This window comes from Hymenobacter puniceus (assembly GCF_014333525.1).
Lineage (GTDB): Bacteria > Bacteroidota > Bacteroidia > Cytophagales > Hymenobacteraceae > Hymenobacter.
The window spans coordinates 40,850-53,769 of sequence record NZ_JACSCX010000012.1 but is presented as its reverse complement, the minus strand read 5'-3'; the positions used below and the strand labels follow the sequence as shown (position 1 = coordinate 53,769).

Sequence of the window (12,920 nt, the reverse complement as noted above, 5' to 3'; positions counted from 1 at the left end):
AACGAGGTCTGCTCGGGGTCGAAGTGCGGGATGCGCGAGAAGGCCAGCAGGTTCCGTCCGACCAGCGCTACAGTCAGCCGCTGCATGCGCAGCGTTTTGGCCAGCCAGGCTGTTTCGGGCACCGTGTAGCCAATGGTCACTTCCCGCAGCTTGACATACGAGGCATCGTAGGTGTTATTCTCCTCGTGGTTGCGGTCGTAGTACATCCGGTAGTAGGTTTCGGCCGGAATGGCGCGGGTGTTCGGCTGGTAGTTCGGGTTTTCGGCGGTGCCGGTATTCACCACGCCTTTGGCCACGATGCCCGCATCGGGCCGGTCGGCCGTTTCAATCAACTGACCTGCCACGCCCGCCAGGGCCAGCGTGCGCGACACCAGAATGCCGCCCTGCCGCCAGTCGAGCAGAAAGCCGAGATTAAAATTGCCGACGCTGAACTGGTTCGACAGACCCACCATAAAGTCGGGGTTGTAGTTACCCAGCTTCTTGAGGGTGTTGTCGGCAATGTACTGCCCGTTGCTGCCCACCAGGAAGTCGCCCTGCGGGCTGCGCAGGTAGCCCGTGCCCCACATATCGCCCATCCGGTCACCCTGCCGCACCTGGTACCAGACCGTCTGGTTCACGTTGTCGTAGATGCGGTTGTAGCCCAGCGTCAGGGTGCCGGCTTCTTCGGGCAGGGACACTACGGTGGTTCGGTTCCGGCTGAAATTCAGGCTCGCATTCCACCGGAAGCCGTTCGTTTGCACGGGCGTGGCGCTCACCACCGCCTCGATGCCCCGCGACCGCACCTCACCGCCGTTGATGACCCGTTCGCTGTAGCCCGTCGAGACGGCAATAGGCAGCGACAGAATCTGATTGCGGGTGCGGGCATCATAATAGGTCAGGTCAAACCCCAGCCGGTCGTTGAGGAAGCGGACATCCGCCCCTACTTCCAGCGAGGTAATCGACTCCGGTTTCAGGTTGGTGTTGGCGATGGTGCTCTGGTCGCTGAACGCCGGCTGCGAAAAAACCGGGTTCCGGGCGTTGTATACCCCCGCGGTCTGATAGGGGCTGGTGTCGTTGCCGACGTTGGCAGCGCTGGCCCGTACTTTGGCAAAAGACACGACCGTGGGCAGCTGGAACTGGTTCGACAGCACCCAGCTGGCCGAGGCCGATGGGTAGAAAAAGGACGTATTGGCCGTAGACGTTGGCGTAGCCAGGGCGCTCGACCAGTCGTTGCGCCCGGTAATGTCAACAAACAAGACGTTTTTATACCCCAGCTTGGCCAGGGCATACAGGCTGTTGATGCGCTTGCGGCCGCTCTGCTGGTAGACTTCCACCGGCGAGGCGGCGTTGTTGAGCTTGAACACGCCCGGCTGCGCCAGCGTCAAGGCCTGGTATTGGTCGAACGAGGCCAGTTGGTCCAGGCGGTTGCCCCCGGCCGATACGTCAAGCGAGAGCGGCCCCAGGCTGCGGGCATAGTTCAGGAGGAAGTCGGTGTTAATTTCCCGGAAGGAAACGGCGTTCTCAGCGTACGCGCCGTTCTTAAAGCGGTTGCTGCTGAAGGCCCGCTGAAACTGGCGATTCTCATTGGAGTAGTCCATGCCACTCCGTGCCATTAGTGTCAAGTTGTTGGCCAGCTCGGCCGTTAGGGCCAGATTGCCGATGAGCCGGTCGCGGGTAAACGAATTCCGGTTTTCGTAAAGCGTGAAATACGGGTTGTCGAAGAAGGTGTAGTTGTAGGAAAACTGCTGAATATTCTCCAGCCCCGGCTGCCAGTACTGCTTCATGGGGTCGACATCGGTTTGCCGGCCCAGCCAGGCACTCAGGGCGTAGTTGGTGTTTTCCGATCCGTACTTGGTCGCGGGGCGGTTGGCGCTGCCGCTGTTGATGTAGTTGAGCGAGGAGCTGATTTTCAGCCGCCGAGTGGGGTCAAACTGCAGCCGGGCGGCCAGGGTTTTGCGCTTCAGGTCCACCCCCGGAATAATCGACTGGCTGTTGAGGTCCGTGAAGGAAAGCCGGTAGCTGCCTTTGTCGTAGTCGCCCGCAACCGCCAGGTTGTTGATGGCCGTGCGCCCTGTCTGGTAAAAATCGCGCAGGTTGTTGGGACGCGCCACAAACGGGGTCGGGGTGATGGGGAGTCCGCTGTAAAGGTTCGTATCGGCTCCGCGCACCACCCGGCCGTCGGGCAGGGTCACGGGGCTGTCGTACTGCGGAATCAGCAGGCCCGCGTCCAGCCGAGGGCCGTAGCTGTACGAAATGTTGTCGTTGATGCCCCCACCCAGGCCGTCGCCGTACCGGAACGCCCCGCTGTTGCCCTGCCCATAGGTGTTCTGAAAGCGGGGTAGTTGAAATGGCTGCTCGGCGTAGAAGGTGCTGTTGAAGCTCACGCCAATGCCTTTGCCCGCCGACGAACCGTCTTTGGTGGTAATCAGGATGACCCCGTTGGAGGCACGGGTTCCGTAAAGGGCGGCCGCGCTGGGTCCTTTCAGCACCGATACCGACGCCACGTCGTCGGGGTTGATTTCCCCAGCCCCGTTGCCGAAATCGATTTCCTGAAACCCGTTGGCATCGTCGTTGACCCGGTTGACCACCGTGGCGTTGTTTATCACAATACCGTCGACCACAAAGAGGGGATTGTTGTTGGTGAAGGACGATTCGCCCCGGATGGTAATGCGCGATGATGCCCCCACCCCGGTTGCGCCGGCCGTGACCATGACGCCCGCTACCTTACCCGCCAGATTGTCGAGGAAGTTTGCAGCCTTTACCTCGCTGACCTGCCGGCCATCCACCTTCTGCACCGCGTAGCCCAGGCTCTGGGCGTTCCGTTCCAGCCCCAGGGCCGTTACGACGACCTCATTGAGGGCAAGGCCCGCAACCAACTCAACCGTCAGGGTGGTTTGACCTGTGTACAGGACTTTCTGCGATTGGAAGCCCAGGCTTGAAAAAACAAGGGTGTCGGCTGGCTGAAGATTGGTCAGCGTGAACGTTCCCGAAGCATTCGTGAGCGTACCCGCTTGTGTGCGTTTTACCTGCACGGTGGCACCCGGAATCGGTTGTGACGAGACATTGTCTACAACCTGCCCGGTGAGTTTCTGGGCAACCGCAGACACGGATAACAAGGAAAGAAAGACAACGAGTAGTGGTGTTGACCGCATGTATGGGAAGTATCAGAGCAAAGGAAGTGTGGCAATTTACAGAGTGAGGTTGTCTATGAATTACGGACAGAAAAAGGATGGGTATTTCTTCTGTTTTGGCAACTAAAACCAGCGGGGCGTCGCCCAACAAACGGCGTAAATACGACGACGGATTTAAGACCGAAGCGCTGCGCCCGTATAGCAAAGCACTTAATCGGCTGCAACGACTCAACCTGCTGCTCGTGCAGTCGCGGGAGGGGATGACGCGGGACTAACAGGTCGTCAATATTCATCACGGAGGCTTGGTTACGCGGTCTGGTTGCCGGTGGGCACCTGCAGGTGGGCGAGGTAGCGGTAAATAGTAGCACGGCCCACACCAAGCAGCTGGCCGATTTCGGCCACGGTCTTGTCCTGCTGCAAATACAGGGTCTTCGCCGCCTGGGCTTTGGAGAGGGCCTCTTTTGACAGCCCCTTGGGCCGGCCGCCCTGTCGCCCGCGGGCCCGGGCCGCCATCAGCCCGGCGTTGGTGCGTTCGCGGATGAGGTCGCGCTCGAACTCGGCCAGCGAGGCGAACAGGTTAAACATGAGCCGGCCCTGGGCCGTGGTCGTGTCCAAGTGGTCGTGCAGGCTCACGAAGTGGATGCCTTTTTCCTGAAAGCCCGTCACCAGCAGCACCAGGTCTTTCAAGGAGCGGCCCAGCCGGTCCAGTTTCCAGACCACGAGCGTGTCGCCGGCCCGCAGGCGGGTCAGCAGCTGCTGGAGTTGCGGCCGCTCTTTGGACGAGGACGCTTTTTCCTGTACGATGTCGGCGCAGCCCGCGGCCTGCAGGGCGTCGACCTGCAGGTGCAGTTGCTGGTCTTGGGTACTGACGCGGGCGTAGCCGACTTTCATGGGCAGTTGTCTTATAAAGTCACGGCCGCGAAGATACGCGAACATAGTTTCGTGAGACAAGGAAATAAGACGCTGGGCCGGTAGCTTGGCGGCGCGTTTCGACGGGGCCGGCGTGTCGCCGGAAAACGTCCCTTTTCCGGTACCACCGGGTACTGCCCGAAATCAGGCATATGCCCCACGTAAACTGCGGTACCCGAAACTGGTTTCCGAAATTAAGATACCGTAAATTCGCATTTCGACTCTTTCCGGTACCAGTTACGACCCTTTTGTATGAAACTCGGCTACGCCCGTGTCAGCACTAGCGAACAGGTCCTCGACCTGCAACTCGACGCCCTGCGTCAGGCTGGCTGTGAGGACCTCTATACGGATACGGTCTCCGGCGTACAGGCCCACAAGCCCAACTGGGAAAAACTGTTGGCCTACGCCCGCCCCGGCGACACGGTCGTTATCTGGCGGCTCGACCGGCTGGGCCGCTCGACCAAACACCTGATTGAAGTCGTCGAAGACTTGAGTCGCCGCCAGCTGCACCTGATTTCGCTCCAGGACCCGATTGATACCACCTCGCCAGGGGGCCAGCTCGTGTTCCAGATTTTCTGCGCCCTGGCCGAGCACGAGCGCAATGTGCTCGTGCAGCGCACCCGCGCTAGGCTGCAGGCCGCCCGCGCCCGCGGGCGCCAGGGGGGGCGGCCCCCGGGACTGGCCCCGCGCTACCAGAAAATTGCGCCTGCTGTCAAGGAACTCTACGAGGCCGGCCAGCAATCCACTCGTCAGCTCATGGCCTACTTCCAGATTGGCTCTCGGCGCACCCTCTATAAAATCCTGCGCTTTGCCGGCTGCCGGATCAACGAAAAGCCTATTGTATCTACAGCCAAGTAGATACAATGACTCTTGATTCAGGCTCTAATGCAGTCATATATGAATTATGTTCTAGAACCACAGCGTACTATAGTACTTCCTGTAGTTAAGTTAAATCATCATTGCGAATTGGAAATACGGTATAAAATAGTAGTTTAGTTGTCCATATTTGAATGCAGAAGGCCATCGATAGTGCCATTCGCTGCAGAATTAGTGCTAGTAGTGTTATTTTACTGTGATACACTTTGTAGAGCGACAACATTATGAGAGCGCCTCTATCCTTATTGCTGTCGGGCCTTCTGGTCGTGAATGGTTGTAAAAAAGAAAGTAAACCTGAGGGGTGGAATGAGGTGCTGGGGGACAGCAAGATGTCTGCTCTAGCGCAGGTTAAGTTTGCTTCAGAACAAGCAGGATGGGTTATTGGCGGAGTGTATGGTACGCCCGGCTATGCGGTGCTACTCCACACTGTGGATGCCGGGCAGACTTGGCAACGTATTGACTTACGCCCTTATCAAGTAAACGGCTTCACTGCTTTATCGGCGGTAACTTCTACGCTTATTCTGGCATGCGGCCCCGACCTAACCAGTAGTAGTTCGCTTAACCGTCGTATGTACCAATCTAGTGACGGTGGTAAAACGTGGCGTAAACTATCCAGTATAGATTTCCGGGGTGCTTTTGATTTGCTCTTCTTCTCTGAGCGGATAGGTTTAGCTGTAACCAATAATGCCATTCAGCGCACAGAGGATGGAGGTGACACATGGCGCACTACTTACACTGGAGGGCCAGTAGGCTTGAGTAAACTTCGCTTCCTGTCACCGCAGATAGGTTATGCTGCTGGCGGTGTGTCTGCTGACCAAATCAATACGGGCACTCTTCTTCGCACCACCGACGGCGGCACCACTTGGCAGCAAGTGGCGTGGCCACATGGAGCCATCACGGAGCTACAGTTTGCTCCTGGTGGCAAAGGCTACCTCACCACAGGCGATAACCGTCTATTTACCTCAGCCGATCAGGGAATTACCTGGCAGCCGGCAGCCAGACCATTGAATGCAATGTCGAGCGGCTGGTTTGTTTCAGCGCAGGAGGGATACTTCGGGGGGCAGTCAGGTATCTGGCACACTACGGACGCTGGGATAACGTGGCAACTCGAATACGCGCCCCAAACAATGGGAACGGTTGTAACAGGGATGAGTTTTCCTTCTGAGAAAACCGGCCTTGCCTTGACTAATACGGGATTGATTCTAAGAAAAAGCAAGTAGTACCGCTCTATCTCTCATCTTTACTTTTTCGTTCTATGAAACAAGCTTACTGCTTGGTAATCGGCGTCTTATGCGCTGGTTACCCAACCCTGGCGTATGCTCAGACCGGCGTACTGGCTAAAGACACGGCGCGCAACGGCGTCATCACGTTTCTGCGGCTAGACCCCAAAATGGCTCCGCGAAAAGTAAGTGAATCCACGGCGGTGTTGCGCAACTTATTGCAACTCACTTCACGTGACGAGTTACGGAACACCCAGCAAAGGCGCGATGACGTGGGTTTCACTCACCAGTGGCACCGCCAGTTTTACCAGGGTGTACCAGTGGAATATGGCACCTATGTTGTTCACGCCCGCAATGAAATTATCGAGACCATTGATGGTGGTCTTATCAAAACCAATGGAATAAATCCTGTTCCTACCCTAACAGAGCAGCAGGCATTAGCTCGAGCGCTGAAAGCCGTTGATGCGACCTTGTATAAATGGCAGGTGCCTTCAGAAGAGCAGTGGATTAAAAAGCTAAAGCGGGATGAACAGGCCACGTTTCTTCCGAAAGGGGAATTACTCATCACTCAGCCTCGGGCGGAGGTGCCGCAGGTCCACTTGGCATACAAGTTCGTCATTTATGCCCAACAGCCCGCTAGCAGTGAGTATGTCTATATTGACGCCCATACCGGGGCTGTAATACAACGTCAGCCCGTCAGCCAGCACGGCAATTCGCCGGGCACCGCTGAAACTCGCTACAGTCAAACCCGAAACATCGTGACAGATTCCTTTAATGCTACTTACCGCTTGCGAGAGTCAGGCCGTGGAGCCGGTACCACATGTGGAGGTGGCGGGTCTGCCATTGAAACGTTGAATGCGGCGCAAAGTTCTAGCCTTGGGAGTGCTGTAGATTTTATCGACAACGACAATAGCTGGGTTGAATTTAACAACCCACAGCGTGATAATGCCGCGTTGGACGCCCATTGGGGATCTGAATCTACCTACGATTACTTTAACCTACGCCATTGCCGCAACAGCTATGACGGTGCCGGTGGCACCATCAGAGGATACGTACACGCTGACCTACCTACTTTAGGCTACGCGACAAACAACGATAATGCAGGTTGGGACCCTAACTTGCGCATTATGATTTACGGTGACGGCGCGGTAACATTTCACCCTCTCACCTCGCTGGATGTAGTGGCCCACGAGATAGGTCACGGGTACGCGCAGTCCATGGTAAACTTTAACCCAGGTTCCAGTGAAGCCTTAGCAATCAATGAAGGCTTGAGCGATATATGGGCGGCTTGTGTTGAACAATACGCTGCCCCCAACAAACAAATCTGGAAGGTTGGCGAGGATATTATGCGAACAGCTTCTTGCCTGCGCAATATGGAGAGCCCTAACGTAGGTATTGACCCTAGCACGACGAGAACAGGGGGATACCCAGATGTATACAACGGTCCGTATTATGACAGCGGTTCTAATCCCTCTGTCCATACCAACAGCACCGTACTGAGTCATTTTTTCTATCTGTTGACAACTGGTAAAACGGGTACGAATAGTGTGGGAACGGCATTCAGTGTTAATGGTATCGGGATTGAAAAAGCTGCTAACATTGTATTCCGTGCCGAGAGTTTCGGCTACATCACATCAAACTCTGGATTTGCGCAGACGCGAAACGCCATGGTCAATGCTGCCATTGACTTGTATGGCGTTTGTTCGGTGGAAGCTACTGCTACGCAGAATGCATGGCATGCGGTTGGTATAGGCCAGCCGGCACCGAGCGGACCACCTACCTACGACGGCATCATTACTGAAACTCCCGCCCTTTGTTCGTTAAACCAAGTTGAACACACCGTTTATAATCCGTCGCCTGGAGCATCGTATCAATGGAGTATTACTGGAAGCGGAGCATATATTAAGTTCGGTCGCTTAAACCAAACTGTAACCTTGGGTTTGCGACGCGGCGGCACCTATAATCTGTCAGTGAACGTCAGTAACAGTTGCGGCAGTGTCCCATACCAAACGGGGGATGTAGAAACCGAGCCTTATTATTGGCAATGTGACTATTACTTTACAGCTTCTCCAAACCCCGGCAATGAGCAGGTCACACTCGCTGTTTCCCCTAAAGATAGAAGCAAGCAAAAAGGGGCTGATTCAGAGTTCGATATTCGAGTCTATAATAACAGCGGCACAATGGTAAGTACAGGTCATACTACACAATCCAAGTATGTGTTAAATACAGCTTCGATGCGCGAAGGCATCTATGTAGTCCATGCCGTTAAAGGCAATCAAATCCTACGGCAAAACATCAGCGTCCAGCATTAACAAGCCCTGCGACTTTGAAAAGCCCGTGCTGTTGCCGAAACGTCGGTAGCAGTACGGGCTTTAATCAAAATATCTAGCCTCAAAGTACTCGTGGGCTATCGACATGTAAATCCCTTAATATTGAATGCGATTTTTGGACCAAACTTTTAAGACAGGCCAGTTATCGACAAAGCTAACTTGCCACTTGTAACCGAACTCAAAGATGAAAGCATAATACCATGCTTCCTCATCGGCAGGCTCCAATGGGACATTCGGGCCCAGCCGCTGCGTGCCACCAGGCAGCCCGTCCCAGGGAAACGGATTGCTGGCGGGAGAATGATAAGAGAAGTTGCTGAAGTAGATGCGGGGCAGCCGGATGCCAAGAATGCGGGTCTGGTTCCAAAGCCGAAGACTGGAGAGGCGCTCCACCTGCCCGCCATTGGGCAGGGCATTGACGATAATCTCGGTATGAAAAGCAGTGCTGGCGACCAGGGCGGAAAGAAAGCCTTTGCCAGCTACCCGCAGCAATTCAGTATGTGGGGCAAATAATTCTTGTCCGCACTCCGACCCTAGGCTGGTGGCTATAAATTGGTACGGGAACGACTGCCCGGCCGGGGGGGTAATCGTCGTGCGGTAGTCAGAGTCCAGGAAAGAATTATACTCGTGCCCAAAACTTGTACCGGGAAAGGAGGCAGACCGAGTGGCGCGCACCAGCAGCAACTGCCGGGTGGCGGGCGCATCCAGCAGATTGTCGCCTTCCTCCAACTGGGGAAAAAGGCGTATTGCCGGAATAAAAATTGCCAACCCCTGGCTATTGTATGTTCGGATGGCCATGCCCAACATGGTGCCGGCAGCCTGCCGGGTGAGGGCCTGCACGCCCAGCGGCGTGTTGGCGCCGCGGTGGGGACTGTCGTGCGTGACGAGCAGGCGAGTGTGCGTACTGCCGGGCTGAGCTTTTTCCATCTGGGCCAGGCCATAACGAGCTACGAGGCCACCCATCGAAACACCCAGCACCACATTTTGCTGGCCGCTGGTCGTGCCGCCGGCTTTGTTGCTATTCACCCAGTCTACCACTTCCCGAAACAGCGCGGCGTTACGCCGGATGTCGTCCGTACCATTGTTGTAGTCAATAAACACAATGTCGTAGCCCCGTGGTGCCGGGAAGCCGGGGGCAACAGCATTTTGGAGGGCATTGTAAATGTTACCACGCGTAATAGCCGTCAGAAAGTTGTCTACAGTATAATTATCCTCAACAGAAGGCGCCACGCTGGACACGTCATAGCCTTCCGCCACAATAAGTGGCCTTACTAGCTGAGAGCGGCTCGCAGTATCACCGTACCGGATATGTGCCACGCCGCCGGAATGTATGCCGGGCCGGGCCGCAAATGGAACTTGGGTACCTGGGTCAAGGTAGCGGCTTGACGCACAGTCGTCGCCTACTACTGCTAGGTCAAACTGGCTTTCGTAACTAAGTACCTGAGGCTGTGGCAGGGCTTTGGTGGTACCCGATGAGGGGCTTGTGGGCGCTTGGGTCTGAGTGGAGGAAGGCTGCGAGATGAAACTAGTAGAATAGCTGACGCGTACCTTGATGCGGCGGGTGCCGGCCGTGCAGAATGAGGCACTCACGGGCTGATCCCAGGCGGCGGGCACGTAGCCGCGCCCATCACCGAAGTCCACGCTCAACCCTACCACGCTGCCACCGCCGCTTTGCGCATGCAGGCTGCGCCGGAACACAAACGAGACGCTGCCAGTACGGGCCGCGCGCCGCCCGGCTGCCGCTACGAACAAGGTGCGGCGCTGGTAAGGCGAAGCCGGGCGGCCCGGTACATCGAACAACTGCCCGCCCGCTTCGGTCAGCAGTCCCGCTGGCACGGCATCCGGCCGCAGAGCAGCATAGTCGACGCGCTACACCAGCAGCGGGATGGCCTCGCCGGAAGCACTCAACTGCGCCACCAGCTCTTGGTTAAACGTGCCTGGTTCGGGTAGATAATTAGCGCGACCAGGCAGGCCCCCGCTCAGCAGCGAGGCGTAGAGTTGGCGCCAGACGACGAGCGAACTGACGCTGCTATCGGTGAGTGTGCCGTTGTATGGTGTGAGAGAGACAAACTTGTAGCCGTAATCCTGCAAGTAGGGCGTGGGTACTTGGCTCAGGTCGAGCGGAGCAAACACATGGTCCAAGGCCACGCGTAGCGAGTCACCGGGCGGAGTGGTGGCCTGAGTAATAGCCGGGCTTAGCAGGGCCAGCAGCAGTAAGGTGAGTAAGCGATACACGTGTTTCATAGTACGTAAAGCGGATTAGTGGAAAAGTACTCAGCGCCGCACGTCAAAGCGGCCGTTGGTCAGGCGAATGGTATCGCAGCCGCCGGTAGCGACGAACTTCACATCAAAAGTGCCGGAGACAATGCCGGCCGCGTAATCCAGGCGCGTAATAGTGAGTGTGCCGCGCCGGTAGGTAAAATCCCGCTCACTGTAGATTGCCCTGCACAAATCAGGAAGGCGTGAGTCTCGATAAGACAATTGCGCGGCAGCCGGGCCGGGCAGATTGAATGAGTAGGTGCCCGTTCCAGTTATAGGCTGACTAATGAGTAGAATAGCTTGCTGCTGTCCATTATCAGCGCGATAAGCGTCCACAACTAGCCGCCCGCCGTTGAATGTTGGGTCGTACTCAAACGAAAGGTTCGGTGTACCGCCCACGCGCCCGGCGGGCGTGAAGAGTTCCCCGTTCACCAGGCAGCCAAAGGTGTTGGCCCCGGTCTGCGTGGCCGGGGGCAACTGCGCTTCGGGGCTGGGGTCGTTGTCCTTGCACTTAGAGCATTGCGTGAGCAGCAGGAAGGCGGAGTATAACAGGAGGCGTTTCATGGCAGAAAAACTATAGTGCTGAGAAAACAAAAATGCCCATGCCACAGCCAGGTCAGCGAGGACCGGGGCAATGCAGCAAGGGCAATAGGTGCAGAAAGGAACGCGGGGCGGAATGTAACTGAAAGGTAGTAAGTAGTAGTAGTAGTAGTATTGCAAGAGGCCGACACACGGCTTTTTTAGCCTGCTGTCTACTGCATAGACAAGGGGAGTAGACGGGCAACCTGTTTGAAGCTTGCTGGATATTCTTTCGACAACCAGTCTAAGAACGTGTTTGGTATTTCAATCGGAGGTAGCCCATCGTAAGGTCATGGTCAGATTGGCGAGCAGTACCCACGCCACATGGCTGGGGTGCGTTTGTAATCCACGACGATGCGTCAAAAGTAGTTGAGCCAGGCGAAGGTGCGCTCCACAACCCAGCGTTAGCCCGCGCCATGGCGGCGCGTACATGCTGGGGCCATTATGGCCTTTTCGTAGTGATAGGATCCGTTTTGCAATTGCAAAAAGCAGGCAGCGCTGACTTATTACAGCTCCGGTATTGGCAGTGTCTCGTCCATCACAATGTAGGGCACATAAGGCGGCAGCTCGTTCATTTCCTGCATCAGTGCCACCATTTCCGCCGCGTAAGGGTACTCCCGCCCGGGCTGCTGGGGCAGCAGGGGGCGGACGTCAGCTGCGGGGGCAATGTCGGGCCGGTACCAGCGCATCAGCTCGTCGTGGACCTGCAGCTGGTCAATCTCGCCCGCGACGTAGCGCAGTTGTAGCTGCGCCATTTCCGGGGAGGGCACGGCCCGGTCGCTGGCGCCCACGCAAATGGCCCACCGCACTGTGTCCCACCGCTGCGCGGGCGTCTGTTCTTCCTCGTGAAATTGGGGCGTATAGCTCATCAGGATGCTTCAAAGGAAAAGCGGCGCGTTGGTTGGTTAGGCGTGTGCTGAATCCGCACAGAATGGCGGCTGTCGTGTACGCCATCGACGGAAAGGCTAATGCTGGGCGGGAATGCAAAGTACTCTTGCAGCAACTGCATATCGAGCGGCTGGGCAAAGCCATACACGCCCAATCCATCACGGTTGTACTCGAACGCATCACCGGTGGCCGGCGCGTTGCCCTGGGCTTTTAGAAAGTCTATGACGGGCTGCAGGTGCACCGTATCCGAACCGGGTACACCGGCCGCAATAGCTACTCTGGCCGGTAACTGGGGCAGTGGGGAGGAAAAAGGCATACTTAGCCGCTAATAAGAAAGTCGGGCAGATTATCTGGCAGGGGATGCGCTTCCATGCGCTCCGCGACCTGTGCTACACTCAAGCCCGTCAGCAGCAGCTGGTACGCCCGCAGGATAGAAACCTCAGGCTCATTCTCCGGCGAGATACCGAACTCCTGACCCGCATCCAGCGGGGGATTTACGTAGCTCAGCAGCGACATCCACGCCGTTGTTTTCGGCGTGTTAAGCCCGCCTGGAGAAGTTGCTCCCCGTTCCAGCCACTTGCGGCATGCCAGTTCCGCGTGCCACGCGAAGCTGGACATGCGCAGGAAAGTATCCAACTCATTATAGCGCGTAAACGGCGGGCCATTCTCGGGCCAAAACGACGGCTTTTTGGAGGGTTGTTCCATCCTTCAAGATACGCCATAAAAGCCACTCAAACCACTTTTAGAGCGCC

11 protein-coding genes are annotated in these 12,920 nt (G+C 56.6%); 3 read left to right on the top strand and 8 right to left on the bottom strand.

Features of this window, described 5'->3' with window-relative positions:
• A partial coding sequence (locus H8B14_RS20315; protein ID WP_315984855.1) for a SusC/RagA family TonB-linked outer membrane protein occupies nt 1-3,086 on the bottom strand: 3,086 nt, incomplete at its 3' end.
• A gap of 330 nt (nt 3,087-3,416) precedes the next feature.
• Nucleotides 3,417-4,001 (bottom strand): recombinase family protein, encoded by a 585-nt coding sequence (locus tag H8B14_RS20310; protein WP_187317508.1) that lies wholly within the window; start codon nt 3,999-4,001, stop codon nt 3,417-3,419.
• A 270-nt stretch (nt 4,002-4,271) separates the two neighbouring features.
• On the opposite strand from H8B14_RS20310, the gene H8B14_RS20305 reads away from it, so the two are divergent.
• From H8B14_RS20305 to H8B14_RS20295, 3 genes are all read left to right on the top strand, one after another.
• A complete protein-coding gene (locus H8B14_RS20305; protein WP_187317507.1) occupies nt 4,272-4,877 on the top strand; it encodes a recombinase family protein in 606 nt (201 codons plus the stop codon).
• A 242-nt stretch (nt 4,878-5,119) separates the two neighbouring features.
• Nucleotides 5,120-6,115, top strand: coding sequence for a WD40/YVTN/BNR-like repeat-containing protein (locus tag H8B14_RS20300; RefSeq protein WP_187317506.1), 996 nt, complete (start codon nt 5,120-5,122; stop codon nt 6,113-6,115).
• A 35-nt stretch (nt 6,116-6,150) separates the two neighbouring features.
• The gene (locus H8B14_RS20295) at nt 6,151-8,427 is read left to right on the top strand and encodes a M4 family metallopeptidase (protein ID WP_187317505.1); all 2,277 of its coding nucleotides are present in this window, start codon (nt 6,151-6,153) and stop codon (nt 8,425-8,427) included.
• Nucleotides 8,428-8,541: 114 nt separating this feature from the next.
• On the opposite strand, the gene H8B14_RS20290 is transcribed toward H8B14_RS20295, so the two are convergent.
• From H8B14_RS20290 to H8B14_RS20265, 6 genes are all read right to left on the bottom strand, one after another.
• Nucleotides 8,542-10,278, bottom strand: coding sequence for an esterase/lipase family protein (locus H8B14_RS20290; protein ID WP_187317504.1), 1,737 nt, complete (start codon nt 10,276-10,278; stop codon nt 8,542-8,544).
• A 33-nt stretch (nt 10,279-10,311) separates the two neighbouring features.
• Nucleotides 10,312-10,686 carry a hypothetical protein gene (locus tag H8B14_RS20285; protein ID WP_187317503.1) on the bottom strand — a complete coding sequence of 125 codons (375 nt, stop codon included), beginning with the start codon at nt 10,684-10,686 and terminating at the stop codon, nt 10,312-10,314.
• 30 nt (nt 10,687-10,716) lie between these two features.
• Nucleotides 10,717-11,265 carry a hypothetical protein gene (locus H8B14_RS20280; RefSeq protein ID WP_187317502.1) on the bottom strand — a complete coding sequence of 183 codons (549 nt, stop codon included), beginning with the start codon at nt 11,263-11,265 and terminating at the stop codon, nt 10,717-10,719.
• A gap of 521 nt (nt 11,266-11,786) precedes the next feature.
• Entirely contained in the window at nt 11,787-12,149 is a 363-nt protein-coding gene (locus tag H8B14_RS20275; protein ID WP_187317501.1) for a hypothetical protein, read from the bottom strand.
• Complete coding sequence (locus H8B14_RS20270) at nt 12,149-12,484, bottom strand: hypothetical protein (protein WP_187317500.1); 336 nt, start codon at nt 12,482-12,484, stop codon at nt 12,149-12,151. Before H8B14_RS20270 ends, H8B14_RS20275 begins: the two co-directional genes overlap by 1 nt.
• Before the next feature lie 2 nt (nt 12,485-12,486).
• Nucleotides 12,487-12,873, bottom strand: coding sequence for a hypothetical protein (locus H8B14_RS20265; RefSeq protein WP_187317499.1), 387 nt, complete (start codon nt 12,871-12,873; stop codon nt 12,487-12,489).
• Between the last annotated feature and the right edge of the window lie 47 nt (nt 12,874-12,920).

Excerpts from the sequence above, each read along its gene's own strand:
- H8B14_RS20310 (WP_187317508.1), bottom strand. The coding sequence starts at position 4,001 with ATGAAAGTCGGCTACGCCCGCGTCAGTACCCAAGACCAGCAACTGCAC.
- H8B14_RS20305 (WP_187317507.1), top strand. The coding sequence starts at position 4,272 with ATGAAACTCGGCTACGCCCGTGTCAGCACTAGCGAACAGGTCCTCGAC.
- H8B14_RS20300 (WP_187317506.1), top strand. The coding sequence starts at position 5,120 with ATGAGAGCGCCTCTATCCTTATTGCTGTCGGGCCTTCTGGTCGTGAAT.
- H8B14_RS20295 (WP_187317505.1), top strand. The coding sequence starts at position 6,151 with ATGAAACAAGCTTACTGCTTGGTAATCGGCGTCTTATGCGCTGGTTAC.
- H8B14_RS20285 (WP_187317503.1), bottom strand. The coding sequence starts at position 10,686 with ATGAAACACGTGTATCGCTTACTCACCTTACTGCTGCTGGCCCTGCTA.
- H8B14_RS20280 (WP_187317502.1), bottom strand. The coding sequence starts at position 11,265 with ATGAAACGCCTCCTGTTATACTCCGCCTTCCTGCTGCTCACGCAATGC.
- H8B14_RS20275 (WP_187317501.1), bottom strand. The coding sequence starts at position 12,149 with ATGAGCTATACGCCCCAATTTCACGAGGAAGAACAGACGCCCGCGCAG.
- H8B14_RS20270 (WP_187317500.1), bottom strand. The coding sequence starts at position 12,484 with ATGCCTTTTTCCTCCCCACTGCCCCAGTTACCGGCCAGAGTAGCTATT.
- H8B14_RS20265 (WP_187317499.1), bottom strand. The coding sequence starts at position 12,873 with ATGGAACAACCCTCCAAAAAGCCGTCGTTTTGGCCCGAGAATGGCCCG.